A 22,962-nucleotide genomic window follows, 5' to 3' on the forward strand; every position below is an offset into this window, starting at 1 on the left:
GTTTCGGCGTTTCACTCGTGAATTCCGGGCATTTACTCGTGAGTTTTGGTGCTTTACTCGTGAGTTTCGGCGCTTTACTCGTGAATTCCGGGCATTTACTCGTGAGTTTCGGCGCTTTACTCGTGAATTCCGGGCATTTACTCGTGAGTTTTGGTGCTTTACTCGTGAGTACATATTTCCCACCACAGAAAAAAGAAGCGCCATAATGGCACTTCTTTTTTTGAGTTTAAGGCAATACGGTTGCCCCCATCAAGTAGCGGTCCACTTCTCTTGCCACTTCTCGGCCTTCATTGATTGCCCAAACGATGAGGCTTTGCCCTCTTCTTGCATCTCCGGCAGCGAAAACCCCTTCGACATTCGTTCTGTATTCGCCATAGACGGCATCAATTTTTTGATTGACTGCTTCTACGCCAAATTGAGTTAATAGCGGCATTTCCGTTCCTTCAAATCCGATTGCGATGAAAACGAATTGTGCAGGCCATACTTTTTCAGTTCCTGGAACTTCCCTGAAAATGTACATTCCGTCATCGCCTTTGATTTTTTCCATGGAGATTGTGTGCAGTTCTTTAACGTTGCCATTTTCATCGGCGACGATTTTTTTTGTTTGGATTGAATATTGACGCGGATCTGCACCGAATTTCGCTTCCGCTTCTTCATACGCATAATCAAGGGAAAAGACATTCGGGTAGGCCGGCCACATATTATCAGATGTACGGGCCGTCGGAAGGATTGGATGCTTCCCGAATTGTACGACGCTCTTACATCCCTGGCGAAGGGCAGTTGCGACACAGTCAGCTCCTGTATCCCCGCCGCCGATGACGATGACATCCTTCCCCTTTGTGTCTATAAACTTGCCGTCTTCAAAATTGGAGTCCAACAGGCTTTTAGTCGATGTAGTCAAGTAATCCATTGCAAGGTGAATGCCTGATGCCCCCCGTCCTTCAATTACCAGGTCACGCTGCTTTTGGGCACCTGTGCAAAGGATGACTGCATCATACTGATCTTGCAGTTCTTCGGCTGTTATATCTTTGCCTACTTCTGTATTGGTAATGAAATCGATGCCTTCCTGGGTCAATAATTTGATTCGGCGTGCAACGATATCCTTTTCAAGTTTCATGTTCGGGATTCCGTATGTCAACAGCCCGCCTGCACGGTCTGAGCGCTCATAAACCGTAACCGAATGACCTGCTTGATTCAACTGGTCGGCACTCGCCATTCCTGCCGGGCCCGAACCGATGATGGCAATTTTCTTGCCGGTCCTGCTTTCAGGGATGCGAGGCGTTATCCAGCCATTTTCAAATCCTTTATCGATAATGGTCCGTTCTATGTTCTTGATGGTAACGGCAGGATCGCTTATCGCTACCGTACAAGACCCTTCACAAGGGGCCGGGCAGACGCGCCCGGTGAATTCAGGGAAATTATTCGTTTTCGATAAACGGTCCAATGCTTCTTTCCATCTGCCGCGGTACACCAAATCATTCCACTCGGGAATAAGGTTATGAATCGGACAGCCCGTAGTGACTCGGTTCAATTCCATGCCCATATGGCAGAAAGGGGTGGCGCAGTCCATACACCGCGCTCCCTGTGTACTTAACTTTTCGTCAGAGAAAGGAGCTGTATACTCTCTCCAGTCATTTAAACGAGTGAGAGGATTCCGGTCTTTTGGTTTTTCTCGCGGATAATCCATAAATCCTGTTGCTTTTCCCATCTTTCTCTCCCCTTCCTTACTGCATCACAGCTTGTTTAGTGATTTTTTTATCTTGAACGGCATTTGCTTGGAATGCACTCATGATCGCTTCTTCATCCGATAGCCCTGCACGCTTCTGCTCATTGATGCTTTTGATCATCCGTTTGTAATCTTTCGGAATGACTTTTACGAATTTCTTTGCGAAATCCTCCCAGTTCTCCAGTACATACGATGCTTTGGCACTTTCTGTATAATGAAGGTGGCTGTAAAGCATTTCTTTTACCTCATTGGCATCATCCATATCATCAAGCGTCTCGAATTCTATCATTTCGCCATTGCATAATGCCTTGAATTCTTCTGCATCATCAGCAAGTACATAAGCGATGCCGCCTGACATGCCTGCCGCAAAGTTTTTGCCGACGTCGCCCAGAATGACCACGCGTCCGCCAGTCATATACTCACAGCCATGATCTCCAATTCCTTCAACGACGACATTGACTCCACTGTTCCGTACGGCAAATCTTTCTCCCGCACGCCCATTAATGTAGGCCTCGCCGCTTGTTGCACCATATAAGGCGATATTTCCGGCAATTACATTGTCCCCGGCCTCGATCTGATTGCCAGAAGGTGCCGTGACAATGATCTTCCCGCCAGATAAGCCTTTCCCAACATAGTCATTCACATCTCCAGTCAAATACATCGACATCCCCTTTGGAATGAATGCACCGAAGCTCTGGCCCGCCGATCCTGTAAAACGAAGTGTGATCGTATCTTCAGGCAACCCTTCCTCACCGTAGCGTTTGGATACTTCACTGCCGACGATCGTTCCGACCACACGGTTCACATTGGTAATCGGGAAGCTGACATCCACCTGGGTTTGGTCATTTAAAGCAGGCTCCACAACAGGTAAAATCTCACGGATATCCAAAGATTCTTCTATTTTATGGTTTTGCGGGAGTTGATACGTACGAATCCCCTCCGGTTGGAAAAGAAGTGTCGTCAAGTCCAGATGCTTCGCTTTCCAATGGTTTTGCGCCCGCTCGCTCACTTGTAAAACATCAGTGCGGCCGACCATTTCTTCCAGTGTTCTAAAGCCAAGCTCAGCCATCGTTTCCCGGACTTCCTCAGCGATGAAGCGCATGAAATTCACGACATGATCCGCATCTCCAGTGAATTTGCTGCGAAGTTCAGGGTTTTGGGTAGCTACCCCGACAGGACATGTATCCAAATGGCAAGCACGCATCATGACACAGCCTAGGACCACAAGCGGTGCTGTAGCAAAGCCGAATTCTTCCGCTCCAAGGATAGCTGCCATGACCACATCGCGTCCCGTCATTAACTTCCCATCCGTTTCAAGGACAACACGGCTGCGCAGGCCATTCAGCATCAATGTTTGGTGTGCTTCGGCAAGACCCAGCTCCCAAGGAAGACCAGTATGTTTGATACTCGTTTTTGGTGATGCACCCGTACCGCCATCGTACCCGCTGATAACGATGACATCTGCGGCTCCTTTGGCCACGCCGGCTGCGATCGTGCCTACGCCTGCTTTTGACACAAGCTTGACGCTGATCCTGGCCTCACGGTTCGCATTTTTCAAATCATGGATCAGCTGTGCCAAATCTTCAATCGAATAGATATCGTGATGCGGAGGCGGTGAAATCAGGCCGACACCCGGTGTGGAACCGCGGACCTCTGCAACCCAAGGATATACTTTGTTTCCGGGCAGCTGGCCGCCTTCACCCGGCTTAGCACCTTGCGCCATTTTGATTTGAAGTTCATCGGCATTAACAAGGTAATGGCTTTTCACTCCAAAACGGCCGGACGCAATTTGTTTAATACCGCTGCGGCGATTATCGCCGTTTTCATCCAGTTGGTAACGGCTAGGATGCTCCCCGCCTTCACCGCTATTGCTTTTTCCGCCTAAACGGTTCATCGCGATCGCTAATGTTTCATGTGCTTCCTGACTCAATGAACCGAATGACATCGCGCCCGTTTTGAATCGGCTGACGATGGTTTCCACGGATTCCACTTCATCTATTGAAATGCTTTGGCGTTTTTGATCGAACGAGAATAAATTCCGTAAAAACCCAAGTCTCTCTTCATTCGCCAAGTTTGAATATTGCTTAAATAAATTATAATCGCCTTTCCGGCACGCCCATTGCAATGTATGGATCGTTTTAGGATTGAAAGCATGATGTTCCCCTGTTTTTCTCCATTGAAAATCACTTCCGCTTTCAAGCGTTTCATCAAGGGAATCGGCTGCAGCTTTCCTATGGCGAATCAACGCTTCATCTGCGATCGTTACCAAATCGATTCCACTAAGCTGCGATGCCGTACCGCTGAAATAGCGTTCGATCACATCAGCACCGATTCCGACCGCTTCGAAAATTTGTGCGCCGCGATAACTTTGAATCGTTGAAATCCCCATTTTCGACATCACTTTTACGATGCCTTCTGTCACAGAGCTTACATATTTCCTTACCGTTTCTTCATAGCTGGTGGCCAAACTGCCTTCCAATACCGCCTGCTTATATGTTTCATAGGCAAGATACGGGTAAATCGCATCCACTCCATACCCGATTAGGGATGCATAATGATGGACTTCCCTTGCTTCCCCCGATTCAACGATAATGCTCACCTTCGTACGGTTACCATGGCGGATCAGCTCTTGATGAAGGGCGCTCGCAGCCAGCAGGGAAGGAATCGCAGCTTTTTCTTTGCTCATATCCTTGTCAGATAATATCAAAAGGCTGACACCATCAGCGATCGCTTGTTCCGCTTCACGGCAGATGCGATCGAGTCCACTCTCTAAATCTTCCGAAAATAAAGTGTGAATGACTTTGCTCCTGAATTCAGGATAGGCATTTTCTTTCAACTGCTGCATTTGACCCGGCGTCAAAACAGGCGAATCCAATTGAATGCGGCGGCTGTTCGTTTCATCCGGCTTCAGCAAATCTCCTTCCGCACCGAGAAATGTCATCGTTGACGTGACGATCTGTTCACGCAGCGAATCGATCGGCGGATTGGTTACCTGTGCAAAAGATTGCTTGAAATAGTTGAAAAGCGATTGCGGGCGATCTGATAAGACCGCTAACGGAATGTCATTGCCCATGCTGCCCAGTGGATCTTTGCCTTCGTTAATGACCGGCAGTAAATACTTTTGGACATCTTCATACGTGTATCCGAACGCTTTTTGCCTGAATAATAAATCACTCAAAGGCTCCCCTTCGAGCACAGGTTCTTCGTCACTTAATTGAACAAGCTGTTCGTCCAGCCATTGCTGGTATGGATTTTCCTCGGCCATTTCCGACTTGATCTCTTCATCGGAAACAATACGGCCTTCCTCTAAATCTATTAAAAGCATTCTGCCTGGACTTAAACGATCTTTATATAATACATTCTCCGGCTCCACATCGATCACGCCGACTTCAGAGGAGAAAATGATGTAATCATCTTTTGTTACATAATACCTTGCCGGCCTTAAACCATTTCGATCAAGGATGGCACCGATTTGCTTGCCATTCGTAAAGGATATGGCCGTCGGTCCATCCCATGGCTCCATGAGCATGCTATGATATTCGTAAAATGCTTTCTTTTCCTTCGTCATATGCGGATTTTCCGTCCACGGTTCAGGAATGAGCATCATCGCCGCATGTGCCGGTTTACGCCCGGCAAGCACGAAGAATTCAAGTGCATTATCAAGAATCGAGGAATCACTGCCGTCTATATCCAGAATAGGCAGGACCTTTTGCAGGTCATCCCCGAATGCTTCCGAAACAAACTGCTGCTCACGCGCTTTCATCCAATTCACATTGCCTCTAAGCGTATTGATTTCACCATTATGGATCAGGTAACGGTTTGGATGTGCCCGTTCCCAGCTAGGAAAAGTATTCGTACTGAAGCGGGAATGCACTAAAGCGAAAGCGGAAACGAAAGACTCCTGTTGGAGATCAAGATAAAAAGCATCCACCTGCTCTGGCGTCAACAATCCTTTGTATACGATCGTAGCACTTGAAAGGCTGGCAAAATAAAAACGATTGCCGCGTTCCCGGGCCCAGTTTTCAGCTTGTTTTCTGATAACGAACAATTTGCGCTCAAAAGCTAAATCATCGGTAATCTCTACGCTTGCCCCGATGAATACTTGGCGGATCGTCGGACATGTCTCCTTGCCGACCTCCCCGATTTTCGTTGCATCAACAGGAACCGTTCTCCAGCCTAATAACGTTTGGCCCTCTTGTTCGATAAATGCATTCAAACGAGCTTCGATTTCATTCCGTTCATCATCATTGTTAGAGAAAAAGAGCATGCCTACACCATAGCGTCCTTTTGCCGGCAAATTCATTTCCGGACATGCCAGCCTGAAATATTCATCAGGAATCTGTACCATTAATCCTGCGCCATCTCCTGTAAGAGGATCGCTGCCTTGTCCGCCGCGATGATCTAATTGGCACAGCATATTCAGTCCTTGTTTGACGATGTCATGTGTAGCAAGCCCTTTTAAATGAGCGTATAAACCGATCCCACATGCATCATGTTCAAATTCAGGATGGTAGAGCCCTTGTGCTTTTGGTATTTGATTGTATGTCATATTAATCGCCCCCATCGTATTCTTACACCGTTATGTCACTTACATTTATTCTAGGTTTTCAAATCGATATAAACAATATATAATTCTAGTATAATCCATCTCAATTTGAGATGAATGGCAGGAGGATGAATAAATGGAACTACGACAATTACGTTATTTTGTTGAAGTCGCCGAGAGGGAACACGTCTCAGAAGCCGCAGAGCACCTGCATATCGCACAATCAGCAATCAGCCGGCAAATCTCCAGACTGGAAGATGAGCTTGGCGTACTTTTATTCGAGAAAGTCGGCCGGAATATTCAGTTGACCCCTATTGGTAAAATTTTCTTGATCCATGCCAAAACAGCGATACAGGCGATTGAATATGCCAAATATCAAATTGAGGAGTTTTTGGACCCTGAACACGGAAGCATTAAAATCGGGTTCCCGACCAGCCTCTCCACCCATTTACTGCCTACCGTCATTTCCGCTTTTAAAGATGAGCAGCCGAATATCGGCTTCCACTTAAGACAGGGATCTTATTCCTCTTTAAAGGAAGCTGTCAAAAATCGCGAAATAGGATTAGCCTTCCTTGGACCGATCCCGACAAACGATCCAGATATCGATGGTCATATCCTGTTCACGGAAAACATATCCGCTTTACTGCCAATCACTCACCCATTGGCTGATAGGAAGAGTGTGCGCCTTAGTGATTTAAGAAATGATCCCTTCGTCTTGTTTCCAAAAGGATATATCTTTCACACTATCGCTCTCGAAGCGTGCAAAGCAGCCGGTTTCACACCGAACATCGCCTCGGAAGGTGAAGACATGGATTCCATAAAAGGGCTCGTTTCTGCCGGAATCGGAGTCAGTCTGCTCCCTGACAGTACCTTTTATGAAGTCATTCCAAGACTCACTGTCAAGATCCCGATCGATACGCCCGAAGTCAAACGGACGGTCGGCATCATCACTCCTAGAAACAGGGACTTGGCTCCATCAGAAAAACTTTTTTACCAATTTGCCAAAAAGTTCTTCTCTGTTCTCGAACAATATCAATAAAACTTGGCCTTCAAAACTGTTAATGGAAATTAAAGATGGGACAGATCTTCCCATAAATATTTCACTAGACAACTTACCTATAGCCCACTGAACGAATAATGTATGAAGATTATTCGTTCAGGAGGAATTTACATGCAACCCACCCATTCACATCTTGCTTGGCATGAGACACTCGAGCTTCATGAGTTGGTCGCCGCCCAGTCCAATGCCCTTATGAAATTTAAAATTGCTTATCCAAAAATAAAAGACCCCATTCTAAAAACGATATATAAGCAAACGATCGACACCCTTACCCAAAACCTCATGGAGCTGCTGCAATTTTACCCGTTGACGCCTAAAACGGGCAGGGATGACGACGCATCAAGAGATGAAACATCGGCCGCCGCTGCCGGGGAATTGCTGGGCTTTGCCAAATCATCTATCAAAAATTACGCAATGGCGATTACGGAAACAGCCACCCCTTCCCTTCGAAAGGTATTTAAGAAACATTTAAATGGAGCCATCGATACCCATGCCAAGATTTTCAACTACCTTTATGAAAGAAATCTCTATCCTGCTTACGACTTGAACCAATTGCTTCAAAATGACGTCGATGTTGCCAATAAGGCTCTTTCCCAACCTTTCTAAATACGAAAAAAGGCAAGCATTCCGATTGCTTGCCTTTTTTGCCGCATTCCGATTCCGTTTTTCATTATAATGTTATAATATACGAGAATTGGATTTAATTAGGTCATTAGTATTCAAGGGGTGAAAATATGAAAAAAATCATTTTATCCATTATCCTTTCCCTGCTCTCATTTTCCTTAGTTGCTTGTAAGGCCGATGATCAAAAGTCCGAGAATATCCTTTCAGTTCCAGAGCTGACAGCAAGGGAGAAAGCCATCCTGGAGAATTCAAGTGAACATTCCTTTCTTATCGATTTCAGTGTGGATGATACATACAAGGAAATGTCCGTCTGGGTCGAAAAATATGAATTTGGCAAACTTGTCAAACCTGAAATGGGACGCATGACAACGGGGATTGAAAAGAATGGGACAATCATCTTTACGACATCGAAAACGGATGATGATCAAAAACGATCGATGTTCAACGTAAGCATTCAAAACCATGATGGTACGGATACGTTTACTTATCCTGAAACCATTGATGAAATGGATTCCAGCGTATGGGGCAATGCTGGCAAGCTCATAATAAACAGCACAAACAAGCTTGCATTGGCGAGTATATGTTACTCCAGCGGAAATGAAGGCATACGTTCACTTTCCACTGGTTTTTATGGTGATATGGAAGGACATATGGACGAGTTGAAGGAATACGATGTGGTCTACCTCCTGAGAAGTGAATTCACTAAATGAGCTGACAAATTAAAGGGGCAAGTTAAATCGAACATGCCCCTGCATTGTTTTTTCATTCTGCCCTATTTACCGCATCAAGACCTCCCCTTTCAGTCATCTCCCTAGCCTTACAGTAATCCCAATTAGCAGCCCGACGAATTACATATATTCTGCATCAAGCTAGATAAAAACTCATGCTTTAAGAGTAATTCAATATCGAAGTGGTGGAATTAGCGGATCCAAAAGCATATGAGAGTCCCCCAAGAGCTGACTCCCATAAATTCACATCCTCTTATTATTCTCATCTATATTAGTGAATTATTTAAAGTCTTTCACTTCTAATTTAATACCAGCTACTTTATCTTTGATACATTAGTTAAAAACGATCATTTAATGTTTGTCACAATTATTCGACATCCATAAAAAGGGGGTTGAAGAAAAAGGCATTTGGGTGTAATCTTTAAAAATAAAAAACGGAAAGAAGATATTTAATTGAAGAAAATCCTCCTCCTCTTTGCAGCAGTAGTCATTGCAAGCTCTCTCGGACATCAAATAAACGGCGGATATATGGACCCTCGAAAATCCCGCCCTAGGTATATACATTTAAAATAAGGAATCATTTATAAAAGATTGATTCTTATAATGCATTAAACTGTTAATGTTAACATTTTTAGCACATAGTAAGAGATTAGGATTTAAGCAGGAAGTTACCCCAAACGCTCATTCCCAGCCTCAACCGAAAGTGTTCCTAACCCAATTGAGCAAGCTAAAATAATACCTTATGCTATCACTCTTCCTTTTTTCATTATATTCCCTCCTGATATTTATTATTGAACAAGTTAATGATGAAAGAACGGCGAGTACATGAGGTTTCAGAATTAAAACACGAAGCTCCAGATCTGATATCATGCTATAACAACGCACAGGCACATGACACGCTCATGACAAAAACACCGCATATCATCGAGCGGTGTTTTCATTCGTTTTCTCACAAAAAAAAAGCCGTTTAACATGTAAGTTAAACGGCCTTCACTGCTATTTAGATTTTTTCACTGTTACTTTTGTTGCTTTTCCTGTATTGCCCGCTTTGTCTTTTGCTGAGACGTATAATGCGGACCCTGCTTTTTTCTTGCTGATTTTGACGGAGAAGTTCCCCTTACTATCAGCTTTTGCCGTTCCGATGTTTTTATTGCTGTGTTTCACGGTAACGGTTGAACCGATTTCCGCTTTACCTGTTACTTTTGTTGCTTTGTCGTTTACTTCATTCACCTTTGGTGCTCCTGGAGCCGTTTTATCTTTAACGATTACTTTTGCAGCTTTTCCTGTATTGCCCGCTTTGTCTTTTGCTGAGACGTATAATGCGGACCCTGCTTTTTTCTTGCTGATTTTGATGGAGAAGTTCCCCTTACTATCAGCTTTTGCCGTTCCGATGTTTTTATTGCTGTGCTTCACGGTAACGGTTGAACCGATTTCCGCTTTACCAGTTACTTTCGTTGCTTTATCGCTTACTTCATTCACTTTCGGTGCATCCGGGGCTGTTTTATCGAGAACCGTCACGGTTGCCGCCTTGCTTTCACGTTTCGCTAAGTCTGTAGCCGTGACTGAAAGTTTAGTTCCGGCCTTTTGCTTGCTGATTTTCACTTTGAAATTCCCTTTGCTGTCCGTGTTACCTGAACCAATCACTTTTTTGGCACTATTTTTGATCGAGATTTTCATGTCCGCTTGCGATTGACCCGTTACATACGTATCTTTGTCACTTAAAGCTTTGACAGTTGGCTTGTTAGGGGTTACACCCTTATTCACGAATACTTTGATTGAAGATACTGCTAGTTTGGTAGAATCAGAGATATTCACAGTAAGCAGCTGCGCAGCTTTTTGGACCGGAATCGTAACGCTGAACGTTCCGTTGGCTGACGCCGTTCCTTTACCAAGCGTTTTGCTTCCGCTTTTCACTTCGATCACTGACCCTTTTTTAGCTGAACCAGTCAGTTTTGTTTGCGTATCCATCACAAGATTGACTTTAGCATTCAAGTCCACTGTACTAAGTGCACTGTACGCATTCAATCTTCCGTATCCAGAGACTAAATCTTTTCCGACAGGAAGTTCTTCTTCCGGTATGATGATTTCGCCATCTTCCGGTACATAGTCCTCATAAGGGTCTACATTATCTTCTTCTTCAAAAGCGACATATTCCGATGTCTCATGAAGGATTTCCCTTACTTCATTCACTTTCAACCCAGGGTTTCCGGATAATAATAAGGCTGTGGCTGCCGCAACATGGGGAGCTGCCATTGATGTACCATCCATGTAAGTAACATTCCCGTTAGGCACAAGGCTTGGGATGGCTGTCCCTGGTGCGACCATGTCCAACTTCGATCCATAATTGGAATAATCGGATACTAAATCAAGGGCATTGGTTGCACCGACGGATATGGCGTATTTTGATGATGCAGGATAAGAAAGACCTTCCATCCCATCATTACCGCTTGCCACGACAACCATTACATTCTTGGCAGCGGCATGTTTCAAGGCATATTCAATCGTCCTGCTATATTCTCCGCCCAAGCTAAGGTTTATGACCTTTGCACCATGATCCACGGCATATTTAATGCCTAGTGCAATTTTCTCATTGTCTCCAAATCCTGAAGAGTCCAAGACCTTCACAGGCATGATTTTAGCTGCCGGATTGATTCCTTGCATGGAATAACCGTTATCTGCTTTGGCAGCGATGATTCCGGATACATGTGTACCATGGCCATTGTCATCGATTGCTTTTTCTTTCTTATCGATGAAATTCTTACCTGACTCCATTTCAACGACACTCTGTAGATCCGCAAGTGAATCATCGACACCTGTGTCGATAACCGCTACCAACGTATCTTTTAAATTGCGTTTCTTGATAAGGTTCTGCAGTTTTTCGTTATCGATGTCCGCTCCCTTAACGCCTTCTTCCCCGCCGGCGTTATTCAAAGACCATTGATACGGTGATTGAATGTCGGAAGAAAGTGCTTTGTACGTTTTTACCGCTTCGATATATTCCACTTCTGGAAGTTTTTCGATACCGGATAGAGCTGCTGTGCTCATTTTAGCTTGGTTCTTTAACTCGACGACATACATATCATCATACAGAACCTCTTGTTGCTTAGGTGCCGATAATGTTCCATATCCTTTTCCGCTTATCTTGGATTGGACAGTGCTTAATGACTTCCCAGGTTTAAGTTTGACGATATATTTGTTCTTTACATTTTTCGAAGCAGGAAGTTCGACTCCCGCTTTGCTTGTGATATCAACGATCCTCTCACCTGCAAGCTTATCAAGATTGATTTTCTTTGCAATGGCGTCCATATCCTTTTTCAATCCGGCCGGAGCAACGTCTGCCGACTTTTTGAATAAGGCCTTGATCGCTTCTTGCTGCTTATTGCTAATGACTGCCGTACTGCTTGCTCCATTTTCATTAAGATCCTCAATAAGCGGCTTAATCTCGACTAAGTGTTTATAAACGGCTTCCCTTGCCGTTTTATTACCAGCCAGGTGAAGGGCCAGGAATGGCGAAGCTTTATAGTATAAAGAGGAAAGGGTACGTCCCTCAGACGACTTCGTGAGAACTTCATCTCTAAACACGCGGAGTGTTTTTAACATGGATTCTCCCGTTTTCTTATCGTTTACACTCACTTCAACCGGGCAAGATTCAAGCTCCTCCCCTTCGTCCCCGGCAGATGGCGGCAATGTTACTGAATGCGCATTGATGGAGTATTCAGCTACATTTTCCGCATCCGGAATGGGATTTCCCTCATCATCCGTATCGCCGAAATATTCAACTTTAACATAATATGTGCCTTCCCATGCATATGGGAAATCGACTACAGCTTTTTCATCAGGATAAGCAGAGACCATATAATTGCTCTCATCTTTTTCTGCTTTTTCTTTATCTTGATATACGGAGATATTCAAGATTTTGTCCGAATTGACTTCGAACTCAATATGGGAGAACTTTTGTACTTCTTCTGTTGTGGGACTGATTTGGTACCATTGAACATCCGGTTTTTCAAACTTTCCGTCCAGAGTGTCCCCATTTTTAATCGTTTTTACATTTTCAATGGGTGCTGCAGCTGCTGCTTGAGAATTCAGTGGAACCATCAAGCTGAAAATCAGTGCAAAAATTAGTGCAAACGCCGTAATTCGACTCACATTCTTAAATTTCACGGTTTTCCCTCCAATAATTGGTTAAAAAAATATAGTACTATACCAAACTATCACACTGTAAAATTTTATCAACCAATTTTTTCCCTTTTTTATGTCAAATGCTTGATTTCTTTGGCCAAAGAGCTGAAAAATGATTCGCATGAACCAATTAGGCAAGTTATTTACGTTCCGATTTCCTCTCATGACGATAGTAGATGTCCATTTGGCAGATTGATCGCTAATAGAGTTAAATCGGTGAGTATCCTAACATGACCTTTTCCCTATAATCAGCCAATGCCACGAAAAAAAGCTGTCCCCGCAGTAAACATATGCGGGACAGCTTCCAATCATTTTTATTTAGTTTGCGACGATATTGACTAATTTGCCTGGTACGGCAATCACTTTACGAATGGTTTTCCCATCGATTTGTTCTTTGATGGAATCATCACCCATCGCGATTTCTTCCAGTTTTTCTCTCGTAGTGTCAGTCGGCACCATTAATTTCGCTTTGACTTTTCCGTTGATTTGGATGACGATTTCGACTTCGTTATCCACTAACTTCGCTTCGTCGAAAGCCGGCCATGTTCTGTACGTGATGCTCTCGGAATGGCCCAGTTTAGACCAAAGCTCCTCGGCGATATGCGGTGCAACTGGTGCAAGCAGCTTTACGAAGCCTTCGATATACACCTTAGGAAGCGAATCCGCTTTATAAGCATCATTAATGAATACCATCAATTGTGAAATCGCCGTATTGAATTTCAATTCCTCATAGTTCTCGGTCACTTTTTTAACCGTTTGATGATAGACTTTTTCGAGCTTGCCCGTGTCATCCGTCTCTGTCATCTTATCTGTGATCGTCCCGTCATCGTTGACTAATAAACGCCAGATACGGTCAAGGAATCTGCGGGAACCGTCCAATCCGTTTGTGGACCAGGCAATCGAAGCATCCAATGGCCCCATGAACATTTCGTACATGCGAAGTGTATCGGCACCATGGCTTTCCACGATATCATCCGGATTCACGACGTTCCCTTTGGATTTACTCATTTTTTCATTATTCTCACCAAGGATCATTCCTTGGTTAAATAAGTTCTGGAACGGTTCCTTCGTTGGCACGACACCGATATCATACAGGAATTTATGCCAGAAACGAGCGTAAAGCAAGTGAAGCACCGCATGCTCAGCGCCGCCAATATAAATGTCGACCGGCATCCATTCTTTTAATTTTTCAGGATCGGCAAGTGCTTCTTTGTTATCCGGATCGATATAACGAAGGAAGTACCAGCTGCTTCCTGCCCACTGTGGCATCGTATTCGTCTCACGGCGTCCTTTTCGTCCGTTTTCATCCGTTACATTCACCCATTCCGATATGTTCGCAAGTGGTGATTCGCCTGTACCCGAAGGCTTGATGTCCGTAGTTTTCGGTAAAATCAATGGAAGTTCTTCTTCCTTCACTGGAGACATCGTGCCGTCTTCCCAATGGATGATTGGAATCGGTTCACCCCAGTAACGCTGACGGCTGAATAACCAGTCGCGAAGGCGGTATGTTATTTTCTTCGTGCCGATTTCTTTTTCTTCCAGCCATTTGATCATGGTCGAAATGGCATCTTCCTTATTCAACCCATTAAGGAATTCCGAATTCACATGAAGTCCATCGCCTGTATATGCTTCACTTGTCACGTCTCCGCCAGCTACGACTTCCTTGATCGGCAAGTCGAACTTTACTGCGAATTCATAATCTCGCTCATCATGGGCAGGAACGGCCATGATTGCTCCTGTTCCGTAGCTGATCAACACATAATCGGCAATCCAGATCGGCATTTTTTCGCCATTTACCGGGTTAACCGCATAAGCCCCCGTGAACACGCCTGATTTATCCTTTGCCAAGTCTGTTCTTTCCAAGTCGCTTTTATGTTTCACTTCATCCAAATAGGCTTCAACTGCCGCACTTTGATCAGCTGTCGTAATTTTATCGACAAACGGATGTTCAGGTGCCAATACGGCATATGTTGCACCGAATAACGTATCCGGACGAGTCGTGAACACCGTGAATGTTTCATCAAAGCCATCGATATTGAATGTAACCTCCGCTCCCTCGGAACGGCCAATCCAGTTACGCTGCATATCCTTGATGTTTTCCGGCCAATCCACATCATTCAGATCGTCGATTAAACGGTCAGCATACGCCGTGATACGAAGCATCCACTGTTTCATTGGGCGGCGCTCAACAGGATGGCCTCCACGCTCACTTTTCCCATCGATGACTTCTTCATTCGCCAATACCGTGCCAAGTGCAGGACACCAGTTAACGGCCACTTCATCAATATAGGCAAGGCCCTTTTCATATAATTTCAAGAAAATCCATTGCGTCCATTTGTAATAGTCGGGATCTGTCGTGTTTATTTCACGATCCCAGTCATAAGAAAAACCAAGGGCTTTGATTTGGCGGCGGAACGTGTTGATGTTGTGCTCCGTGAATTCAGCTGGATCATTTCCCGTATCGATCGCATATTGCTCTGCCGGAAGTCCAAAGGCGTCCCACCCGATCGGATGCAATACATTATACCCCTGTGCCCGTTTCATCCGTGCCAGGATGTCGCTTGCCGTATAACCTTCCGGGTGCCCAACATGAAGACCGGCCCCTGAAGGATATGGGAACATATCCAGCGCGTAGAATTTGCGTTTGCCGCTATCTTCACCCGTTTTGAATGTCTTATTGCCTTCCCAATACTTTTGCCATTTCGTTTCTATGCTTCTATGGTCAAAACTCATATGATTTCCTCCTAATTTCCGTTTAAAAAACAATAAAAAACCCCTCATCCCAAAATAGGGACGAGAGGATTATGTATATCTTCCCGCGGTACCACCCACATTGGCGATAGCTAAAATCCGCCCAGCTTAAAACATCCGTAACATGGATTAAAACGCCAGGCATTACTTATTAATTCACACCCGGGACTCCAAGGCGAGTTCGCGACCGTCCCAGGTTGACTTGCACCACCCGTCAACTCTCTTTACTGGTTTAAACCGCTACTATTCCTCATCATAGTCTTTATGAGAATATTGATTTTATTTCATTCTAGTCAATTTCACCGATAATTGCAATAGCCGTACATAAACATTATCGACAGGTTTTTCATTATATATGCGAATTCAGGAAAATTCGTGCAAAAAAGGGAGCTATTCATTCATAGCTCCCCTGCTTCCATTTAATGTTGCAGTAAAATCATTTCATTCCTCAATTCGTTCAACTGCTGCTTCATCCGCGAAAGCATTTCCCGTTGCTGGTCATTCGAACTGGCATACAATCGTTCCATATCCGTCAAAGCCTCTTCGATATACCTTTGCGAATTTTGAAATTGTTCATCATCATAATGCTCCTGCCGTGAGGCCTCGTTAAATTCAAACTCTGCAAAATGGAGAGCCCCTTCACATTGCTCTAAAAAATGATCGACGGATTGTCTGGTTGCCATTTCAAACCCTCTCCTTCGCGTCTCATTTGGATGATTCGGAATCATCTTTTCTAGTTTGAGCAAATAACGGGAGGATTATCATTTTTTTTTGAGCAATCAACCTTTATCCCAAAACTTCTCACCTTGATGGGAAATGAACTGCTCGATCCATTCGGCAAAGCCCATATGGAGCTTCTCGCCTTCTTCAAAATCATCGATATGGCCTTTTACCATTAAATACTCCTTATCGCCTTTGGAGACGGCTTCCCCATCGATCACAATATTATCTTGATAAATGCAGGCCACTTTATAGCATCCCTCGTAGGAATTTTCATATGTGTAATTAATAATATCATCCAAGCTGTATAAATCGTTTTCCCCGCCTGATTCCACATTATCGAACAGACGGCATCCATTGGTTATTTTTAAAAACTCCTTATAATCCTCAGGCAGAAGCAGTCCGGTTTTCTTTTCAAAGGAATGAATTTGCTCATCCGAAGCAGGTGAATTGAAGGTGCAAGTGGCTTTGTATGTGAACCCATCTTCATTTACTTCGATCACCTGATTATTTTCGGCTAATTTCTTTTTCATTTGTTTGATCGCTTCTTCAACTTGACCGGTCATGTCCATCAGCTCCCGATTGGATATAGTCATTCAAAGATAAACTGGAAATAGCGGCAAAATATTTAGCCTTCAAGTATACAGTATACGCTTATTTTTCAAAAAAAGACCTAGCTGCGAGAATGTTGTATAATATATGTTGCGCTTTATTTTATTTAGGAGGTTGCTGATTTGAATCAAGCAAACCCGTTTATATATGCAACGGACAACAAACGATATCATACATGGAATTACCACCTGAGAGAACATTTTGGACATAAGGTCTTTAAAGTTGCCCTGGATGGCGGTTTTGACTGTCCGAACCGTGATGGCACCGTCGCACATGGCGGCTGTTCCTTTTGCAGTGCCTCAGGCTCTGGTGACTTCGCTGGCAGCAGGGTTGAACCCTTGGACGTCCAGTTTAAGAAAATCAGCGAACGGATGCACCATAAATGGAAAGATGGAAAATATATGGCCTATTTCCAAGCATTCACGAATACGCATGCACCCGTGGCAGAGCTCCGCGAGAAATATGAAAGTGTATTGACCCAGGAAAGTGTCGTCGGACTCTCCATCGCGACACGCCCGGATTGCCTTCCAGATGATGTAGTCGAGTATTTAGCGGAATTGAACGAACGCACTTACCTTTGGGTCGAGCTCGGTCTCCAGACGGTCCATGAAAAGACCGCGGCGATGATCAACCGCGCCCATGACTTCGATTGCTACAAAGAAGGCGTCGATAAACTGCGCAAACATGGCATCCGCGTCTGCTCCCATATCATCAATGGCCTGCCTCAGGAAGATTACGGCATGATGATGGAAACAGCCCGTGAAGTCGCCAAACTCGATGTGCAGGGGATAAAGATCCATTTACTTCATCTATTAAAAGGGACACCGATGGTCAAACAATATGAAAAAGGCCTGCTCGAGTTTCTTGACCGTGACGATTATGTCAGCCTTGTATGTGACCAGCTGGAAATAATCCCTCCAGAAATGATCGTTCACCGCATTACTGGTGACGGTCCGATCGATTTGATGATCGGTCCCATGTGGAGCGTCAATAAATGGGATGTCCTGAATGCCATTGACGCCGAACTGAAACGCCGCAACAGCTGGCAGGGGAAAAATCATCACATGGAGGTACAATCATGAAGCTAGATCGAATTTTGCCTTTCGCCAGGATTCTGCTGGAAAAAGCGGTCCGCCCCGGGGATATAACCATAGATGGCACGATGGGCAACGGCTTTGATACCGTCTTTCTTGCAGGACTTACAGGTAAAGACGGACATGTCTATAGTTTTGATATTCAAAAAGAAGCGATCGAAAACACAACGGCAAAACTGAACGCCGAGAATTTACAAGAGCACTGCACCCTCATTCACGATGGTCATGAACATGTAAGCAAATATATCAGGAAAGAACATTCCGGAAAGGTCACAGGCGCCATCTTCAACCTGGGCTACCTACCTGGCGGAGACAAATCAATCATCACCCAAGCCGAGACGACGATATCAGCCATTGAACAGCTGTTCGAACTGCTGGCGCCTGAAGGCATCATCATCCTCGTCATATACCATGGTCATCCAGGGGGATCGGCAGAACGGGATGCATTGATGGATTATGTAGAGAACTTCCCTCAACAGAAAGCCCATATCCTGAGATACGGGTTCATCAACCAAGCAAACAATCCGCCATTCATTGTCGCGATTGAAAAGAGATGATAAATCTGGCACCGTTCTATTCGAACGGTGTTTTTTCAATCCGAACTCGCAGGCAGCAGAATTACCAATCTTAACTTTTTGAATTTTTCGTCTTTAATGATTATAATGATAGAAAATAGATAAGAGGGTGCAGAAAATGGAACATTTGCCTACTTCATTACTGACGGATATATTGACTGAAAAAATCAAAAGGGATTCAAGCGAGCAATACGGGGATTTTGTCAGCTCGCTCAACTCGTTGACAGAGGAACAAAAAACCATGGAGGGCCTCAAACAATTTGACCATCATTTTGATAAGTTCCTGCCACAGCTCGATTTAATGATTTCCACCCAAAACCATGAAGCGATCATGAATATGAAAGCGACGCTTTTGGACCTATTCGCCAATGACTTGACCTTCAAATCCATTTATCTCCTATCCACTGCATTATCCAACAAAAAGGAACTTCCCCATTTGAACCAATTAATGTACCCGGTTACTTTCTGGGCACCGGTCATCAAGTCGAACGAATTGCTTAAAAACGCAGGCTGATCCAAAAAAACTGCCGAAGGCTAACTTCGGCAGTTTTTCATTTATCCTGAAGTATGTACGGAATCAAACGACATACCCTAATATTTTTAAACGGTTTTCAACAAAACTCAGCGCATATTGAAATACATCATCACGCTCCGGTTCATTGAAGATTTCATGATAAAGCTTCGGCCATTCCTTATATTGCTTTTCACTGGCCAAATTATAATTGAACCACTCACGAACCGCCTTCTTGTTCACGATTCGGTCATCTCCGCCCTGCATCACCAAAAGCGGAACATCCTGAAATTCAGGAATCTCTTCAAAAGCATCCTTCATAGCCTGTGCAAGCTCGCGATACCAGCGAACCGAAACCTTTGTGATATATAAGGTATCGTTTCTATCGGATTCACGAATTTCCGCACTTCTCGTCGCCATTTCAGGTGTCAATCCGGAATCCACCCTGAACTGAGGCATAACGATGTTCAAACCATGCGAGAGCATTGTAAGGAACTTCCGCGGCTTCGTCACGAGGCCCAAGCAAGGAGAAGAAAGAATCACCCCTGCAATGTCCCATTCCTCTTCCTGAAGAAGGCGTATCGAAATCAAACCGCCCATGCTGTGTCCAAGTAAAAAGACCGGCAACGAATATTCATAAGCCTCTTCTATCCAGCTTTTCACTTCGTCCAAATACTCATCAAAGGAATCGATATGTCCCCGGTAGGCGCGAGTAGTCATACCCTGCCCAGGAAGGTCGCCCATGACGACATGGTATCCAGCCGAAAGCCACATTTGTGTTACCCACTTATAACGCCCGTGATGTTCCATTGCCCCATGAATGATGACAATGACGCCCTTTGCGTCTCCTTCTGTCTCCCATTTCCACATTCGAAATCCCCCTTTCACTTTTCACTTGTTGTGTACGATCCATGATAGTTGAAATAATATATATAAATTATAACCATATTCGTGATTTTCGACAAAAAAGAAATCTAACAAGTTGTACATTGCTATTATAAATAGCCAAGTGTATTTGCATACGGTATATTAAAATAATACATAAAAACATTCACTTCGGAAAGGAAATGATTGAAAATGATTATTTATCCGTATAAAGGCAAAGAACCTGAAATTGCTGAAAGCGCTTATATTGCTGAAAATGCTGTCGTCACAGGTGATGTCAAAATTGGCGACGAAACATCAATCTGGTTCAATTCCGTCATTCGCGGTGATGTATCCCCAACCATCATCGGAAAAAAAGTCAGTATACAGGATAACAGCGTCCTGCACCAAAGCCCAAATAATCCATTGATCATCGAGGATGAAGTAACCATTGGCCATCAGGTCATATTACATAGCTGTAAAATCCGCAAAGGAGCTTTAATCGGCATGGGATCGATCGTACTTGATGAAGCCGAAATCGGCGAAGGGGCTTTCATAGGTGCCGGCAGTCTCGTTCCCCAAGGCAAAGTCATTCCACCGAACATGTTGGCATTCGGACGTCCAGCTAAAGTCATCCGTGAAATCAACGAAGAAGATCGTCAGGATATGGAACGCATCGTACGCGAATACGCCGAAAAAGGCCAATACTATAAAACGGCGGAACGAATAAAGTAATGCACGATCACTTGACTGAAAATTACGAATACGTGAACGCAACTCACGAGTAAATCGCTTTAATTCACGAGTATTTGCTCCAAATTCACGAGTATTTCGCTGAAACTCACGAGTATTTGCTCTAAATTCACGAGTAAATCGCTCTAACTCACGAGTATTGCTCCAAATTCACGAGTATTTCGCTCTAGCTCACGAGTTTGGCCCTAAAAGTTTAATTTCTTTGGGATTTCTTGAATTATTCCCGCAGACGGCTAAGTTAATCCATAAAAAAGGTGCCCCGCAAATAACGGGACACCTTTTTTTATATGAATTACGCTTGTGCTTTTAATGTTTCTGCTTTGTCCGTGCGTTCCCATGGAAGATCGACATCTGTACGGCCGAAGTGTCCGTATGCAGCTGTTTGTTTGTAGATTGGGCGACGAAGGTCAAGCATTTTGATGATACCAGCTGGACGAAGGTCGAAGTTTGCGCGAACTAGGTCAACAAGGACTTCTTCGCTAACTGTACCAGTTCCGAACGTATCAATGGAGATCGATACAGGCTCTGCCACACCAATTGCGTATGCCAATTGAACTTCCGCTTTATCGGCAAGGCCGGCTGCCACGATGTTTTTCGCAACGTAACGTGCAGCGTATGCAGCAGAACGGTCAACTTTAGTAGCATCCTTACCAGAGAATGCACCGCCGCCGTGACGGGCGTATCCGCCGTAAGTATCAACGATGATTTTACGTCCAGTAAGACCAGCATCCCCTTGAGGTCCGCCGATTACGAAACGTCCAGTCGGGTTGATGAAGTACTTAGTATCTGCATCGATCAACTCGGCTGGAACGACAGCTTTGATCACATGTTCTTTTAGATCGGCTTGAATTTGTTCAAGCGTAACTTCTGCATCATGCTGTGTAGAGATGACGATTGTATCTACACGTACAGGACGGTTATTCTCATCATATTCCACGGTTACCTGTGTTTTACCATCAGGGCGTAGGTAAGCAAGAGTTTCATCTTTACGAACTTGGGTCAAGCGGAATGAAAGTTTATGCGCCAATGAAATCGGAAGCGGCATAAGCTCTTTTGTTTCATTACAAGCGAATCCGAACATAAGACCTTGGTCCCCTGCACCGATTGCATCGATTTCTTCATCTGACATGTTTCCTTCACGAGCTTCCAATGCTTTATCGACACCAGCTGCGATATCGGCAGACTGCTCATCAATGGAACTCAAAACGGCACAAGTTTCAGCATCGAAACCATATTTCGCACGTGTGTAGCCAATTCCTTTAATCGTATCACGAACGATACGCGGGATATCCACGTAAGCGGACGTTGTAATTTCACCAGCAACAAGTACAAGACCTGTAGTTACACTAGTTTCACACGCAACACGTGCATTTGCATCCTTAGCTAGGATAGCATCTAAAATGGAATCTGAAATCTGATCACAAATTTTGTCCGGATGGCCCTCTGTAACAGATTCAGAAGTAAATAGACGTTTCTTTGACATCATATTTCCTCCTTGGAAGTTAGTATGTTGTAGGCATAAGCCTGATTTTTACGGAACTCGTTTCCCTCATTAGTTTCAACTATAGACACAGAATTACTTATAAAAAACACAAAAACCTTCCCTGGCAAATGAGGAAAGGTTTAAAATTCTGTCTTCTATCCTTTCACTCTTATCGTTCAAGGGTTTTTTACCTTGCTCAGGTTAGCACCATCACCACTATTCCTTGAAGACCTTCGCTTTATTTTCGGCGATCGATCTTGGAGTCAAGTTCAATATGGCAGGTTGCTGGGTTTCAAAGGGCCTGTCCCTCCACCAACTCGGGATAAGAGAATCCGTACAATTTAAGATATTATCGTATCTGGCTGGAATTTGTCAATGCTTTTCTAAAAAGAACATTTCCACCCAGAACGGCGTTCATTTGAAAAAACATGTTGATACAACGTCCTAGAGGGGTTTACAATGCAATATACGAATAGAAATGTTGTAAATTGCCATTAATAATAAAGTATTGAATATCGAAAAGGAACGACATCCTGACTTTTCCTTAAGACATAAATTGTTTACTTACTTCCTATTTAAATAAATTTTTCCTCATGAAAGTATATGCGATCATCCTGACTCGGTTCCTGCCGGATTAAAATGATTAATGCGGCTAGCTGAAAATAATCACAAATTAAAAGAAATAGTATAGACTAATTAAATGAATGTGTTATACTAATTATAATCTAAAAAC

Annotated in this window: 15 protein-coding genes, 1 riboswitch and 1 other annotated feature; of the genes, 7 read left to right on the forward strand and 8 right to left on the reverse strand. The window is 44.1% G+C overall.

Annotated elements, in window-relative coordinates:
• Positions 1-226: 226 nt before the first annotated feature.
• On the reverse strand, positions 227-1,708 hold the full coding sequence (gltD, locus tag AC3WLU_RS14025) for a glutamate synthase small subunit (RefSeq protein ID WP_400449017.1): 1,482 nt from the start codon (positions 1,706-1,708) through the stop codon (positions 227-229).
• Positions 1,709-1,724: 16 nt separating this feature from the next.
• Positions 1,725-6,275 (reverse strand): glutamate synthase large subunit, encoded by a 4,551-nt coding sequence (gltB, locus tag AC3WLU_RS14030; protein ID WP_492597429.1) that lies wholly within the window; start codon positions 6,273-6,275, stop codon positions 1,725-1,727.
• A 133-nt stretch (positions 6,276-6,408) separates the two neighbouring features.
• Between gltB and gltC the strand changes: the two genes are divergently transcribed.
• The 3 genes from gltC (at position 6,409) to AC3WLU_RS14045 (ending at position 8,666) form a co-directional block, all read left to right on the forward strand.
• Positions 6,409-7,311 carry a glutamate biosynthesis transcriptional regulator GltC gene (gltC, locus tag AC3WLU_RS14035; RefSeq protein WP_492597430.1) on the forward strand — a complete coding sequence of 301 codons (903 nt, stop codon included), beginning with the start codon at positions 6,409-6,411 and terminating at the stop codon, positions 7,309-7,311.
• Positions 7,312-7,443: 132 nt separating this feature from the next.
• Positions 7,444-7,938 carry a spore coat protein gene (locus AC3WLU_RS14040; protein ID WP_492597431.1) on the forward strand — a complete coding sequence of 165 codons (495 nt, stop codon included), beginning with the start codon at positions 7,444-7,446 and terminating at the stop codon, positions 7,936-7,938.
• A 128-nt stretch (positions 7,939-8,066) separates the two neighbouring features.
• Positions 8,067-8,666, forward strand: a complete 600-nt coding sequence (locus AC3WLU_RS14045; RefSeq protein ID WP_106027618.1) for a YgaN family protein — start codon at positions 8,067-8,069, stop codon at positions 8,664-8,666.
• Between the two features lie 1,014 nt (positions 8,667-9,680).
• On the opposite strand, the gene AC3WLU_RS14050 is transcribed toward AC3WLU_RS14045, so the two are convergent.
• The 4 genes from AC3WLU_RS14050 to AC3WLU_RS14065 form a co-directional block, all read right to left on the reverse strand.
• The gene (locus AC3WLU_RS14050) at positions 9,681-12,848 is read right to left on the reverse strand and encodes an Ig-like domain-containing protein (RefSeq protein WP_492597432.1); all 3,168 of its coding nucleotides are present in this window, start codon (positions 12,846-12,848) and stop codon (positions 9,681-9,683) included.
• A gap of 336 nt (positions 12,849-13,184) precedes the next feature.
• Complete coding sequence (gene leuS / locus AC3WLU_RS14055) at positions 13,185-15,599, reverse strand: leucine--tRNA ligase (protein ID WP_492597433.1); 2,415 nt, start codon at positions 15,597-15,599, stop codon at positions 13,185-13,187.
• 53 nt (positions 15,600-15,652) lie between these two features.
• Positions 15,653-15,883: a binding site (T-box leader), on the reverse strand.
• Between the two features lie 153 nt (positions 15,884-16,036).
• Positions 16,037-16,300, reverse strand: coding sequence for a DUF2524 family protein (locus AC3WLU_RS14060; RefSeq protein WP_063574855.1), 264 nt, complete (start codon positions 16,298-16,300; stop codon positions 16,037-16,039).
• 96 nt (positions 16,301-16,396) lie between these two features.
• Complete coding sequence (locus tag AC3WLU_RS14065; protein WP_492597434.1) at positions 16,397-16,903, reverse strand: SMI1/KNR4 family protein; 507 nt, start codon at positions 16,901-16,903, stop codon at positions 16,397-16,399.
• 168 nt (positions 16,904-17,071) lie between these two features.
• On the opposite strand from AC3WLU_RS14065, the gene mnmL reads away from it, so the two are divergent.
• The 3 genes from mnmL (at position 17,072) to AC3WLU_RS14080 (ending at position 19,132) form a co-directional block, all read left to right on the forward strand.
• Positions 17,072-18,031 (forward strand): tRNA modification radical SAM protein MnmL/YtqA, encoded by a 960-nt coding sequence (gene mnmL, locus AC3WLU_RS14070; protein WP_492597435.1) that lies wholly within the window; start codon positions 17,072-17,074, stop codon positions 18,029-18,031.
• Complete coding sequence (gene mnmM, locus AC3WLU_RS14075) at positions 18,028-18,600, forward strand: tRNA 5-(aminomethyl)-2-thiouridylate-methyltransferase MnmM (protein WP_492597436.1); 573 nt, start codon at positions 18,028-18,030, stop codon at positions 18,598-18,600. Before mnmL ends, mnmM begins: the two co-directional genes overlap by 4 nt.
• A gap of 136 nt (positions 18,601-18,736) precedes the next feature.
• The gene (locus tag AC3WLU_RS14080) at positions 18,737-19,132 is read left to right on the forward strand and encodes a hypothetical protein (RefSeq protein WP_492597437.1); all 396 of its coding nucleotides are present in this window, start codon (positions 18,737-18,739) and stop codon (positions 19,130-19,132) included.
• Positions 19,133-19,195: 63 nt separating this feature from the next.
• On the opposite strand, the gene AC3WLU_RS14085 is transcribed toward AC3WLU_RS14080, so the two are convergent.
• Positions 19,196-19,999 (reverse strand): alpha/beta hydrolase, encoded by an 804-nt coding sequence (locus tag AC3WLU_RS14085; RefSeq protein WP_034310569.1) that lies wholly within the window; start codon positions 19,997-19,999, stop codon positions 19,196-19,198.
• 210 nt (positions 20,000-20,209) lie between these two features.
• On the opposite strand from AC3WLU_RS14085, the gene AC3WLU_RS14090 reads away from it, so the two are divergent.
• A complete protein-coding gene (locus AC3WLU_RS14090; protein WP_063234974.1) occupies positions 20,210-20,728 on the forward strand; it encodes a gamma carbonic anhydrase in 519 nt (172 codons plus the stop codon).
• A gap of 310 nt (positions 20,729-21,038) precedes the next feature.
• On the opposite strand, the gene metK is transcribed toward AC3WLU_RS14090, so the two are convergent.
• Complete coding sequence (metK, locus tag AC3WLU_RS14095; protein ID WP_492597438.1) at positions 21,039-22,232, reverse strand: methionine adenosyltransferase; 1,194 nt, start codon at positions 22,230-22,232, stop codon at positions 21,039-21,041.
• Between the two features lie 163 nt (positions 22,233-22,395).
• A riboswitch (SAM riboswitch) is annotated at positions 22,396-22,558 on the reverse strand.
• Between the last annotated feature and the right edge of the window lie 404 nt (positions 22,559-22,962).

This window comes from Peribacillus sp. FW305-BF15 (genome assembly GCF_058783805.1).

Bases quoted from the DNA above. Each gene is read 5' to 3' on its own strand.
- gltD (WP_400449017.1), bottom strand. From the start codon at position 1,708: ATGGGAAAAGCAACAGGATTTATGGATTATCCGCGAGAAAAACCAAAA.
- gltB (WP_492597429.1), bottom strand. From the start codon at position 6,275: ATGACATACAATCAAATACCAAAAGCACAAGGGCTCTACCATCCTGAA.
- gltC (WP_492597430.1), top strand. From the start codon at position 6,409: ATGGAACTACGACAATTACGTTATTTTGTTGAAGTCGCCGAGAGGGAA.
- AC3WLU_RS14040 (WP_492597431.1), top strand. From the start codon at position 7,444: ATGCAACCCACCCATTCACATCTTGCTTGGCATGAGACACTCGAGCTT.
- AC3WLU_RS14045 (WP_106027618.1), top strand. From the start codon at position 8,067: ATGAAAAAAATCATTTTATCCATTATCCTTTCCCTGCTCTCATTTTCC.
- leuS (WP_492597433.1), bottom strand. From the start codon at position 15,599: ATGAGTTTTGACCATAGAAGCATAGAAACGAAATGGCAAAAGTATTGG.
- AC3WLU_RS14060 (WP_063574855.1), bottom strand. From the start codon at position 16,300: ATGGCAACCAGACAATCCGTCGATCATTTTTTAGAGCAATGTGAAGGG.
- AC3WLU_RS14065 (WP_492597434.1), bottom strand. From the start codon at position 16,903: ATGACCGGTCAAGTTGAAGAAGCGATCAAACAAATGAAAAAGAAATTA.
- mnmM (WP_492597436.1), top strand. From the start codon at position 18,028: ATGAAGCTAGATCGAATTTTGCCTTTCGCCAGGATTCTGCTGGAAAAA.
- AC3WLU_RS14080 (WP_492597437.1), top strand. From the start codon at position 18,737: ATGGAACATTTGCCTACTTCATTACTGACGGATATATTGACTGAAAAA.
- AC3WLU_RS14085 (WP_034310569.1), bottom strand. From the start codon at position 19,999: ATGTGGAAATGGGAGACAGAAGGAGACGCAAAGGGCGTCATTGTCATC.
- metK (WP_492597438.1), bottom strand. From the start codon at position 22,232: ATGATGTCAAAGAAACGTCTATTTACTTCTGAATCTGTTACAGAGGGC.